At 61.3% G+C, this 11,919-nt stretch carries 12 protein-coding genes; 5 read left to right on the top strand and 7 right to left on the bottom strand.

Features of this window, described 5'->3' with window-relative positions; translation table 11 throughout:
* The 5 genes from LJE93_09365 to LJE93_09345 all read right to left on the bottom strand — a co-directional run.
* The coding region (locus tag LJE93_09365; protein MCG6949104.1) for a 2Fe-2S iron-sulfur cluster binding domain-containing protein at positions 1–202 on the bottom strand (202 nt) is incomplete at its 3' end.
* Positions 203–289: 87 nt separating this feature from the next.
* On the bottom strand, positions 290–1,588 hold the full coding sequence (locus LJE93_09360) for a 4-hydroxybutyrate CoA-transferase (GenBank protein ID MCG6949103.1): 1,299 nt from the start codon (positions 1,586–1,588) through the stop codon (positions 290–292).
* A 7-nt stretch (positions 1,589–1,595) separates the two neighbouring features.
* The gene (locus LJE93_09355; protein MCG6949102.1) at positions 1,596–2,708 is read right to left on the bottom strand and encodes an alanine dehydrogenase; all 1,113 of its coding nucleotides are present in this window, start codon (positions 2,706–2,708) and stop codon (positions 1,596–1,598) included.
* A gap of 379 nt (positions 2,709–3,087) precedes the next feature.
* Positions 3,088–3,702, bottom strand: coding sequence for a hypothetical protein (locus LJE93_09350; protein MCG6949101.1), 615 nt, complete (start codon positions 3,700–3,702; stop codon positions 3,088–3,090).
* 43 nt (positions 3,703–3,745) lie between these two features.
* A complete protein-coding gene (locus LJE93_09345; protein ID MCG6949100.1) occupies positions 3,746–4,729 on the bottom strand; it encodes a hypothetical protein in 984 nt (327 codons plus the stop codon).
* Between the two features lie 242 nt (positions 4,730–4,971).
* On the opposite strand from LJE93_09345, the gene mazG reads away from it, so the two are divergent.
* The gene (gene mazG, locus LJE93_09340) at positions 4,972–5,811 is read left to right on the top strand and encodes a nucleoside triphosphate pyrophosphohydrolase (GenBank protein ID MCG6949099.1); all 840 of its coding nucleotides are present in this window, start codon (positions 4,972–4,974) and stop codon (positions 5,809–5,811) included.
* A 123-nt stretch (positions 5,812–5,934) separates the two neighbouring features.
* Here the strand turns inward: mazG and LJE93_09335 are convergent, their stop codons facing one another.
* Positions 5,935–6,885 (bottom strand): glycosyltransferase family 2 protein, encoded by a 951-nt coding sequence (locus LJE93_09335; protein MCG6949098.1) that lies wholly within the window; start codon positions 6,883–6,885, stop codon positions 5,935–5,937.
* Between the two features lie 511 nt (positions 6,886–7,396).
* Here LJE93_09335 and mutT point away from each other — a divergent pair.
* From mutT to LJE93_09320, 3 genes are all read left to right on the top strand, one after another.
* Positions 7,397–7,816 (top strand): 8-oxo-dGTP diphosphatase MutT, encoded by a 420-nt coding sequence (mutT, locus tag LJE93_09330; GenBank protein MCG6949097.1) that lies wholly within the window; start codon positions 7,397–7,399, stop codon positions 7,814–7,816.
* A 195-nt stretch (positions 7,817–8,011) separates the two neighbouring features.
* Complete coding sequence (amrB, locus tag LJE93_09325; protein MCG6949096.1) at positions 8,012–8,827, top strand: AmmeMemoRadiSam system protein B; 816 nt, start codon at positions 8,012–8,014, stop codon at positions 8,825–8,827.
* Between the two features lie 281 nt (positions 8,828–9,108).
* Positions 9,109–10,089 carry a cysteine synthase family protein gene (locus LJE93_09320; protein MCG6949095.1) on the top strand — a complete coding sequence of 327 codons (981 nt, stop codon included), beginning with the start codon at positions 9,109–9,111 and terminating at the stop codon, positions 10,087–10,089.
* 156 nt (positions 10,090–10,245) lie between these two features.
* On the opposite strand, the gene LJE93_09315 is transcribed toward LJE93_09320, so the two are convergent.
* Positions 10,246–11,031, bottom strand: a complete 786-nt coding sequence (locus LJE93_09315) for a hypothetical protein (GenBank protein MCG6949094.1) — start codon at positions 11,029–11,031, stop codon at positions 10,246–10,248.
* A gap of 202 nt (positions 11,032–11,233) precedes the next feature.
* On the opposite strand from LJE93_09315, the gene LJE93_09310 reads away from it, so the two are divergent.
* Positions 11,234–11,899: an HD domain-containing protein gene (locus tag LJE93_09310; protein ID MCG6949093.1), complete on the top strand. Its 666-nt coding sequence runs from the start codon at positions 11,234–11,236 to the stop codon at positions 11,897–11,899.
* Positions 11,900–11,919 lie beyond the last annotated feature (20 nt).

Raw genomic sequence — 11,919 nt, 5'->3', positions numbered from 1 at the left:
GACTCAGGTTCTCGAGGCCATCGAGGACCTTGACCTTGCAGAAACCACACAGGGCGACTCCGTCGCACGACTGGCCGAGCCCCAACCCGATTTGGAGGACGGCATCCAGCAGATTCGTTCCATGGACCACCGTGATCTCGCGGCCCGACGGTTCGCAACGAACAACCGCCGTTTCGACCTTGAACTCGGGAAATCCCGTCAAATTGCAGCCTCTGGATCCAGGGACAGGTGGACAAAATTCCTCATTCCTAATTCCTAATCCCTAATTCCCAATTCCTAATTCCTAATTTTAGAGCAGCTTACGTTCAGCGGCCGCATGCTCCAGCTGCTCGCGAAAGTCCGGATGGGCGATGTCGATCAGGCTACGGGCACGCTCCCTGATGCTGCGGCCGAAAAGGTCCGCGATGCCGTATTCAGTCACGACGTAGTGGACGTCGGCGCGGGTCGTGACCACCCCCGATCCAGGGGCGAGGGTGTCCACCAGCCGCGATAGCTCGCCGCCCTTCGCAGTCGACGGCAAAGCGATGATCGGAACGCCCCCCTCCGACCGCGCAGCGCCGCGAATGAAGTCGAGCTGGCCGCCGAAGCCTGAGTAGATTCGGGTGCCTATGGAGTCCGCGCAGACCTGACCGGTGAGATCGATCGAGATGGCCGAGTTGATGGCCACCATCTTGCCGTTGCGAGACACGACGTACGGGTCGTTGACGTACTCCGAGGGATGAAACTCCATGAACGGGTTGTTATCGACGAAATCGAAGGCCCGCCGGGTGCCGATGACGAACGAGGCGACGATTTTGCCCCGGTGGAGGGTCTTTTTCTCGTTGGTTATCACCCCCGCCTCGAAAAGGTCCACCAGGCCGTCCGAGAACATCTCCGTGTGGACCCCGAGGTGCCTCTTGTCGCCGAGGAAATCAAGCACCGCATCCGGGATCTCACCAATGCCCATCTGAATCGTCGCCTCGTCGGAGATCAGCGAGGCGATGTTCTCGCCGATCTTGCGCGCGACCTCCGAAACCTCGGGCGACATCGGGTGCTCGATGAGAGGGTCGTCGACCTCGACCACCTTGCCGAGCTTGGAGACGTGGACGAAGGAATCTCCGAGGGCGCGCGGCATCTGGCGGTTGATCAGCGCGATCACTACGCGCGCGTGCTCGACAGCGGTCTTGGTGGCGTCGACACCCACCCCGTACGAGCAGAAACCATGCTCGTCCGGCGGAGAGATGTGGATAAGGGCAACATCGACCGGCATCTGCCCCCGGGAGATCAGCGCCGGGATGTCGTGGAGGTGAATCGGAACGAAATCAGCCCGACCTTCGTTGACCGCTCGACGGACGTTTCCTCCGGTGAAGAGGGACCTGTGGCGGAAGTGGGCCTCCATTCCGGGATCGGCGTAGGGGGCATCGGAAAGGGTGAGGATATGCACCACCTCGACGTCCTCGAACTCCGGAGCCCTCGCCACCATGGCGTCGATCAACCGAGTGGGCGTGTTGCAGCCAGGATGGACCCACACCCGATCGCCCGACCGGATCTCCTTGACGGCTTCCTTGGCGGTCGTCACGCGGCTACGGTAGAGGCTATTCCAGTCCATGGCGCCCTCATGCCCCGTCGATCACGTGGTGCGGTACGTCGAAAATCCTGGCGACACCTTCTCGGAGGCAGTGGCCGTCGTGCGTGTAGGTCCCTCGGCACAGGCATGTGTTCTCGCGGATTGCCCGTTCGAACCCCTTGTCGGCGATCTGCTCGACGTATGGCAGCATCGAGTTGGTGAGGGAGCGTGTCGATGCGCGAGAGGCAGTCGAAGGGAGATTGGGCACGCAGAAGTGGATGATGCCGTCGACCTCGTACGTCGGATTCGAAAAATCGGTCGGCCTCGAGGTCTCACAACAACCGCCCTGGTCGATCGAGAGATCCATGATTACCGACCGTGGCTTCATGAGCTTGAGCATGTCGCGAGTCACCAACACCGGCGTGCGCTCTCCGTGCACCGCAACGGCGCAGACGAGGAGGTCGGCAAAGGCGAGCGCCTTCTCGATCCGCTGCCGGGTGGCGATCATGGTTGGAATCTCGTCGACCGTCATCTGCTGGACCCGGCGGAGAGCGTCGATGTCCTTGTCGAGCACCACCACGTGAGCGCCGATCCCGCGTGCGTACTTGGCGGCCTCGCAGCCGAGCGTACCGGCACCGAGGATCACCATCGACGCGGGTGGAATCCCGGGAGCGCCACCGATCAGCAGGCCCTTGCCGCCGAACTCGTTGAGAACCAGGCCGGCGCCGATGGTCACTGCCAGACGTCCGGCGATCTCCGACATCGCCTTGAGCACGGGAGCGCGACCGTGGGCATCCTCGATGATTTCGTAACCTACGGTCGACACTCTACCCTCGAGGAGTCTTCTGAAGTAATCCTCGGACGCAACCGCCAGGTGCCAGGCGGAGATCACGATTTGACCGGGCACGTACTTTTCGCACTCCTCGGGAGACGGCGGTGACAACCGGATCAGCATTTCCGAGCGAAGTCGCACCTCTTCATCGGAGTAGACCACGGTTGCGCCGGCGTCGCGGTAGACCTCGTTCGGAAATCCCGCCTCGAGGCCGGCGTCGTCTTCGAGGTAAACCCTGTGACCCTTCTCGGTGAGAGCCCGCACACCGCCCGGAGTCAATCCGATGCGATGCTCGAAGGGTCTGCGATCCTTGACCAGCCCAACGTCCATGAATCCTCCCAACCCCGCCGGAACCCGCTGATTTCAACACATTTGCCGCTCGCCATCAAGCTGACTCTCGGCGGCGCATTTGTGGCCGAACAACCACAGAGATACCGAGGGCACAGAGACGACACCGAGCCACCCACTCATTTCGGATTTGGGATTTCGAATCTGTTACCCGCCCACCCGAGAACCGCGAAGTCACCAAGAATACCAAGCTCCAACCAACCGCCCGCCCACACAAAGAGGCGAAGTCAACAAAAAAGGCCTTGCACCTTCGCGTCTTTACGTTAATTGCGGTTCATCGCGGAGGTTGATGACAAATTCCAAATCCGAAATCCGAAATGGGCGAACTCCGTGCCTCTGTGGTGATTCGGACGATGCCGGTTCAGGTCAGCGACTCGAGCATCTCCTTCACCCGGCCTGCCTCCTGCGATGGCACAACCAGGATCATCCGAACGATCAGGGACGGCCCGACACGGGCCCATTCCGTCGCCATCGACCACCTGACGCGCGGGTCAGTCAACAACCCCGACGGTTCGCCTTCGGACTCGGGGTCGTAGGCCTCCGGATCGACCACCTGCGAGAGGGCCAGCTCCCGGGGTAGGGTAAGCCATGCCGTCGTGCGCCTCTCCAGAGTCCCCTGCGACTGGACCAGCGCGAACCGCTCACCCAACCCCTGCAACTTCGGGCCTACCGGCATCACGACGGGCTCGTCCTCCCAGGGCAACCGATACACGACGTGGTAGACGTCGTCCGACCGCCTCAAGGTCTCAGCAATCCGCACAACCGTCTCGGTCAAACGACGCCGGAGATCCTCCCCCGCCGCCAGGGGCACGTCGAGGCTGAGATCCAGACGGTGCTTTCCGTGAGCCGACGCATCCACCACTGTTTCTTCGACGACGGAACGAAGATCGGATCCGCGCCGCCACTTTCTCATCACCCTCACCAGTCCGATAAACGGAGACGCGAACGCCAAGACCACCGCACTCGCCAGAGTCACCAGACAACCCCTGGAGGCACCCGGACGGCCGCCGTTGTTCGCCTCAGCCATTGGGCTCGGGCGGTGGATGGATGAAGTACCCGCGAAGCGCGAGCAGATAAGCGAAGAACGACCCCCACACGACTCCGCTGATGATGGCCATTGGCCAACCGGAAGAGATTCCCAGCGCCGCCACCATCGAGGCCTGATCCTCCGGAAGTTTCATCAGGGCTACAATCTCCGAGACATCATGTCGGAGAACGACGAGGACAGAGGACACGGCGGCAAGGAACGTAACCGCCAACCCTCCCCACCACGCCCACGACGCGCGTTTGCAGGATCCCGCTGCGAGGGCCACGTAGGCCGCGAGGTTCAGGGCCCACCCCACGCCGCCGGCAGATCCGGTCAGCACGAAACCAAAAAGCGGGAAGAAAAAATTGTAAGCGGGCATCAGCAGCACCGAGGCTGCGGCCAGGATCCAGACTACGGTCAGGGTCAGGAGCCGTCGCGGACAGCTATCGACTCGCCCGGGCTCCGGGTGACGGGCGCGGCAGGTCGCGGTCACGTGCGGCGAGCGGTAGAACAGAATGAAGATGGCGGGCAGCACCACAAATGCAGCGCCAATCAGGCCGAAGGTCACCGTCAGCACCAACGGCGCTGCGGTGGGTGGAAGCCCCGCCAATGCACCACTCTCCCGAAGCAGCATCGGAACCACCAGGGCACCAACCAGCAACGTCGAAATGCCGGTAAGCAACCAGATCCAGGAAAGCGACAGAAGCACCTCACACGCCCAGCGGTGCGCGCGGATCGAACCCACTCCGAGCCATACAAACGCTACAGCCATCAGCAGGTTCATCATCGAGGCCGACCATGCCGAACGGAGATCCACCCCGACGCCAGCCGCCGAGCTGGAAACGGACGCCGCCACGATGGTCAGGGGCACCAGCAGCAAGCAGAAAAGTCCGATCAGAATGACGACCGCACCGAAGACGACCAGACCCACGCTTCGATCCCTGAAGGCCTGCGGCTGCCGATGTGCATCGTTCATGCGCGTTAAGGATATCTGCGGCCCGAAATGGCGGTCAAGATGGGATGCTCGATGCTGGATGCTCGATGCTGGATGCTGGATGCTGGATGCTGGATGCTGGATGCTGGATGCTGGATGCTGGATGCTGGATTCAACAAATCGATAAATCGCCTTGCTGAATTGGCAAGGGGTGGGCGGGTGGATCGAGTATCGAGTATCCAGTATCAAGTATCGGGGGGGTGGGTGGGGGTAGAATGCCCGCCATGTCATCGGAGAGTTTTGATCGTCTCGTCGCCATCATGGATCGACTCCGTGATCCAGGGGGGTGCCCGTGGGACCGCGAACAGACCCTCGACACCCTCGCCCCGTACTTCCTCGAGGAGGCCTATGAGGTGGTGGACTCCATCTCAGATGGCGATCCGGCGAAGCTTCGCGAGGAGCTCGGAGATTTGCTCCTGCAGATCGTCTTCGTGGCCCGGATCGCACGTGAGAACGGTTGGTTCGACATCGACGGCGTGTGCGACACCATCTCGGAAAAGATGGTTCGTCGCCACCCCCACGTCTTCGGCGACCGTGAGGTCTCGGGATCGACCGAGGTCCTGCAAAACTGGGAAGACATCAAACGAGAAGAACGGGCCGGCAACGAAGATCCCTCGGTGCTCGATGGCGTACCGACCTCGCTCCCCGCGTTGCTGAAGGCCTACCGTATGACCGAGAAGGCCGCAGCTATCGGCTTCGACTGGCGTAAGCCGGCGGACGTCATGGTCAAAATGCGTGAGGAAATGGAAGAACTCGAAGAGGAGCTCGCACAGGGCGAGGCATCCAGCCACGCTGGAGTCAAGTCCGAAATGGGAGACGTTCTCTTTGTCATGGCCAACCTCGCCCGCCACCTCGGGATCGAGCCGGAAACCTCTCTCCAGGCAACCAATGCCACCTTCATCCGTCGGTTCAAGGCGATGGAGGAGCGGGCGCGAGAGATGGGACGGGACTTCCGCTCCATGAACCTCGCCGAACAGGATAGGTTGTGGGAGGAGGTCAAAGAGCTGGAAGGGCGGGAGGCAAAAGACCCGGAGGAGTGGCGGAACACCGATCGAAAAACCTGAAATCGAAAGTTCGGTATGAAAATCGCGCGATCAGGAGCGTGCGCGAGAACCCCACGCTACGGACTACGGCCCGGATTCGTTACTCGCGGACCTCGGTCGTTCGAGCGGGGATCAGAACCGCCGTCAGTGGTGGCCTTCGAGATGTTGCTCGCGTTGACTTTCGACCAGTTCCTCGAGGAGCCTCCGGTTGACCGCGGTCAGGTCGGCCATGACCCCGGCAAGCCAGACGAGACTGCCGATGACGATCAAAATCACCGCGAGAATCAGCGACTGCACGTGGCCCGCCGGCGAAATGTCCGTGAGGTAGAAATAGAGGAATCGGAGCAACAGGGCGAAGCCAATCACCACCGGCACCGCACCGAGCATGAGGAATATCCGGAGGGGGTTGTAGAGGATAACGATGCGCGCCATGCTGGCCAGAGATCGCAGCACGTATCCGAAATCAGACTTGAAGAGACGAGACGGTCGGCCCTCCCCCGGATTGATCCGAACCGGCACCGAAGCCACCCTCAGCCCGGCCTCGCCAGCCTGCAGTATCGTCTCGAGGGTATAGGTGAACCGGGTGAACACGTGCAGCCTCAGCGCAGCCTCCCGCGAGATCGCCCGGAATCCGGAGGTCGCATCCTGCACGGTGGTTCCGGAAAGGCGCCTCACCACCCACGAACCGAGCTTCTGAAGCAGTCGCTTGGTGGCCGAAAAGTGTGGCAGGCTGGCCACCTGGCGATCACCGATCACCATCTGCGCCGAGCCATCGAGAATGGGGGCCACCAAGGTTGGAATATCGCGCGCGTCGTACTGATTGTCGGCGTCGGTGTTGACCACGATGTCGGCGCCGCTCCGAACCGCGCTGCGTAGGCCGGTCGTGAAGGCGACCGCAAGCCCGCGGTGAACGGGCATCCGCACCACCCGAGCTCCACCCTCGCTTGCCACCTCCATGGTTCGATCCGTCGATCCGTCGTCGATCACCAGGACCTCGATCTCGTCAACGCCCTCGATCTCGGATGGCAGGGCCGCCAGGGTTTCCGGAAGCGATGCCTCCTCGTTCCATGCCGGTATCTGGATGACGAGCTTCATGGTCCGTGTCCAGGAGTTACGCTAACACATTGCACCCGAGTCCGTGCCCGCGCCTGAGGTCCTGTTCGAACCACCAGGACACCAAGGTCGCCAAGCCGTGCACCCACCCGGTCAAGACGGCTCGACGGGAAGACGGCTCGACAGCCGACCGGCCGGTGTTGGCTGCCCGGTGTTCGGTACCCAATGATCGCTCCTTCGCATCTTCGCGTTTCTGGGCACGTGGACCTGCGTCATCTGTGTTTATCTGTGTGATCTGTGGGCGACAACCGTGCTCGGCCGGACGGCTCTGCGTTCTATCTGGTGGGCGGTGGTATCTGCGTTGATCTGCGTGATCTGCGGTTTAGTTTTCAGCGAGCGAGCGGACCTTGAGCGAGCGGGTGATGAATTCAAAATTCGAAATCCAAAACTCGCAAAATAGTTGTACTCTGTGACCTCTGTGCCTCTGTAATCCTTCTCATATTTCGTTAGGTCGCGTGTTGACCGGCAGGTCGAGTGCGGATACGGTTTCGCGATGGCCCACACAAAGGAACCGAAGCGAGAGATCACGGTGGTGGCGGCAGTGATTCGGGATGTCGAGGGACGAGTGCTCCTCACCCAGCGCCCGAAGGGCCGGCACATGGGCGGGCTGTGGGAGTTTCCGGGAGGGAAAATCAATCGAGGAGAGCACCCCACCGAGGCCCTGATTCGAGAGCTCGATGAGGAACTCGGCATCAAGATCGCCGTCGACGAGCCCTTAACCTTCGCTGTCCACGAAGAACACGACCTTCGAATTCTCCTCTTGTTCTTCCGCGCCCACATCCTCGCGGGCTCGCCGCGCGGGCGCGAGGGCCAGTCCCTGAGGTGGGTTGCCGTGTCGGATCTCCCCTCGTATCGAACGCCTCCTGCCGACGCCCGACTCGTCCGCCTTCTCGGAGGCAATGAAGCACCTTGACCAGGGCCGACTGGACGACCTACCTTTGTAGTGAGACATCACAGCTAGCCCGATCTATCATGAGGTCTCGAGACGAGGGTGGCGAGGTTGCATGCCCGTTGGAATTCGCGACTCGATGCGAGAGAACACCAATGGGTGGGGCGAAGAGCCGAACCCAAGGAAGATTTCATGAACAGTACGGGCTTGGGAGGTCCGATGGAGACGATCCTGCGAGAGCCCGCAGTCGCCGGTTCCTTCTACCCGGGCAGTGGTCCAGCGCTCGCGCGCGAGCTGGAACAGCTGGTGAAGGTGTCGGAAGGTCGCCATGACCTTTTGGCCTGCATCGCGCCTCACGCCGGCTACATGTATTCCGGTGGAGTGGCGGGAGAGCTCTACGGCCACCTCGAGGTGCCGCGCCGAGTGATTGTTCTAGGTCCCAACCATTCAGGGATCGGGGCAAGGGTTGCGGTGGCTCCACACCGTCGCTGGAGGACACCTCTCGGCGAACAGCCGTTGGATGTCGAGCTCGCGGCAATGGTCGAAGAGAAGCTGCCCGACGCCAGCTTCGACCAGAATGCTCACTGGCGGGAGCACTCGCTCGAAGTCCAGCTCCCCTTCCTGCTCGCGCGCCAACCCCAGGTGGAGATCGTGCCGATCTGCCTCGGCCACCTCGGACTCGACGAGAGTCTCGACCTCGGAAAATCGCTCGCAAACCTGATTGAAGACCTCGGTGAGAACGTCGGGATCGTCGCATCTTCGGATATGAGCCACTACCTGCCGGACGAACAGGCGCGGACCCTCGATCGAATGGCGATCGACGCGGCAGTCGAACGCGATCCGAAAAAGCTCTACCAGACGGTGCACCGAGAGGGCATCACGATGTGCGGCGTGGTGCCCGCAACAGTGGCCATCGAAGCCGCCAACCGACTCGGCGCGAACGACGCCCATCTCGTGACCTACGCCACCTCGGGCGATGCCAGCGGTGACCGCTCTGCCGTCGTTGGCTACGCGGGCATATGTGTCCACAAGTAGCCGTTTAGTTTTGAGTTCTCAGTTTTGAGTTTTGAGTTACTGGCGCCCTTCGGGCGTCGTGCCTCACCCCCGCGAGCGAGTGGCCAATTGACCGGCTCCCACCCTCCCTACGTTTCCGGCCTCAGCCACAAAACGCTGTCGTGCGCGAGTTCCGACCCACCCGGGAACCTTGGCCGACTGGGGGGCGACTCAAAACTCTACACTCAAAACTCAAAACTTTCATGGCCCTGCTACACCGTCGTCACCGAATCGCACGGATGACGTGTCTATAATCCCCACCCATGAATGAGCTCCGCGTTTACGACCGTATTTCGGAGGCGGTGGGCTGGACTCCCCTGGTGCGCCTGGGTTCGACGGTCAACGACTTCGACTGCGAGGTCTTCGCCAAGATCGAGTATCTCAACCCGATGGGGAGCATCAAGGACCGCATCGCCCGCTACATGGTTGAAAAGGCCATGGCGGAAGGCCGACTGCACGGCGGTGATCTGGTAGTCGAGAACTCGTCGGGCAACACCGCCATGGGTCTGGCGATGATGTCGGTCCTGCACGATCTTCGATGCACGATGGTGGTACGGCGCCAGACTTCGAAAGAGAAGCTCGACTGCCTGCGCGCGATGGGCATCGAACTGGTTCTGGTCGACGGGGACCTCCCGCCCGAGGATCCGGAAAGCTATAACCGAAAGGCAAAGGAGATCGTAGCCTCGACACCGGAAGCCTTCTTCACCGACCAACACAACAACCGGGAGAACTCCGAGGCCCATTACCACACGACCGGCCCCGAGATCTGGCAACAGATGGGCGGCCAGATCGACTACCTGGTCGCAGGAATCGGCACCGGTGGCACGATCTGCGGCGTCGCACGCTACCTGAAGGAACAGGATCCCCAGATCCGGGTCATCGCGGTCGATCCGGAAGGATCGGTCTTCTACGATCACTTCCACAGCGGGCAGCATGGCAACCCGGAGCCCTACCTGATCGAGGGATTGGGCGACGAGGAGATTATCGCCTGCCCCGAGTTCGAATTGATCGACGACATGTACCGCGTCAGCGATCGCCAGGCCTTCCGCGCCGCCAGGGGGCTCGCACGGCGTGAAGCCATTCTCGCCGGTGGGTCCTCCGGCGCCGCCCTTTGGGGGGTGCGAAAGCTCGCCGCCACTCTCGATGGACCGGCACGGATTGTCACCGTGTTCCCCGATTCCGGGAGCCGTTACCTGAGCACGATCTTCAATGATAAGTGGATGAAGGAACGTGGCTTCTTGTAGCCACTGGCTCCTGAATTGGGAATTAGGAGTTAGGAATTAGGAATGCCACCCGTCCGCCTGATGGAATTTTGAATTCTCAATTTTGAATTCTCAATTCCCCTCCACCCCCCCCAGTTTTCTGGGAGGGTGGATGGAGATTCCTCATTCCTCATTGACCTATGGAATCGACGACTGGCTGGTCAGAGCAGGGCGGTAGAGACCATCGTCACTTGCGTTGTCGGTCACCGTTGCGTAGGCGTACCACAGGTATGTCTCATCATGGCAGCGGATCTCGATCCACCCGTTGAGCACCGGATCCTCGAGACCGAAGTCGTCCAGCCCTTTCTGCTGCATGCCGGCCTGGTCGAATATGAGCGAGCCCGAGGCCATCTCGGTGCCGTCTTCATCGAAAACGGTCACCGTGAACGTGACCTGGCCCTCACCCGGATTTACCGGCAGGAACACACCGACGCTCGTGCGGAAGGAACCGTCGTGCTCGATCCCTCCAACCCAGGCGGTGTCGGCAACCAGGACTCCGCTCACGTCCAGTCCGTAGCTGCCTCCGGAAGGGTTCGGGTTCGGCGTGTAGGTGCGCGAACTCAGCACGATTGGGGAAAAATCGGTCGAATTGACGTACAGCGCGCCCTTCTTGTTGCGCAGGCCGAACAGACCGGTCACGACATTCGAGAGCTTGAGCTGCCCATAGCCTGCAATGTCGATCGGATCGCTCTCCTGGATCTCGAAGACCGGCCCGTTCTGCCTGATCTCCGGGAAGAGGGTGAGCACCACCTGGATTGCCTCGGGATTCGGGTTGAGGACCACGACATCGGACCGCCAAAACGTGTCGCCCTCACCGGGCAGGGATGCGACCGCCGGAATTGCTCCGCCGGGAGCCACGAACTGCGCGCCAGCCGGAACCGCCAAAAGCAGAAAAAGTGCTGAAAAAACGAACCAACGAAACATCATGTACCTCCGGCTTCAAGTTTACCTCGAAGGTCAATGCGGGAGGGTAAAGGAACTCACGCGAATCAGAATCGAGGAATCTCGATTGCCGTCCACCCGCGCGGTGAGATCCCGGCGTGGCTGGGAGGGCGGGTGGAAAATCCAAAATTCGAATTTCGAAATCCGAAATATGGTCGGTTTCTGTTGATATCATGAGGACACCATGTCTCCAGAATCCAGCGATGCCGGTCAGGGAGCCCTCTTCTCCCCGTTGATAGAGGCCGCGGTGCGCCTCGCCACCCGCGGTCACTATCACCAGTTTCGCAAGCTCACGTCGGAAGCCAACGAGGGCACTCCCAGCGGCGACTTCCTCCCCGACAGGGTGCCGTACGTCGCACACCTTATGGGAACGATGTGCATTCTCGCGCGGATCGGGGTGCGGGACGAGGTCCTCGCGGCGGCCATCCTGCACGATTATCTCGAAGATGTCCCCGATCCCGACGGACCGGAGAACATCCGCACCGCTCTGGGTGACGAGGTCCTGTCACTGGTGCTCGCGGTCACCGAGCACAAGCGGCGAGAGCTCGATGAGGCGGATACCTGGGACATCCGCAAGCGGGAACAGCTCGAACGCATCGAGCAGATGCCACTCGAAGCCGTTCTGATCAAGGCTGCCGACGTGCTCCACAATCTCTTCGCCCTGCTCGCGGATCTTGAATCAATCGAGGACACCGCCAGCGTGTGGCGACCCTTCAACGCCGGCCCCGAGCGTCAACTCTGGTACTTCACAGGGGTCGCAGATGCGGTTGAAGAACGGCTTGGGGATCACCGGCTGACGCGCGACCTTCGATCGGCCGTCGAGCGCCTCCAGCCCTTCGTGGAGACGTAGGTCGTGTTTTTCATGGTTGG

The organism is Acidobacteriota bacterium, from assembly GCA_022340665.1.
Classification (GTDB): Bacteria; Acidobacteriota; Thermoanaerobaculia; order Thermoanaerobaculales; family Sulfomarinibacteraceae; genus Sulfomarinibacter.
This window is presented reverse-complemented; position numbering and strand designations above follow the sequence as displayed.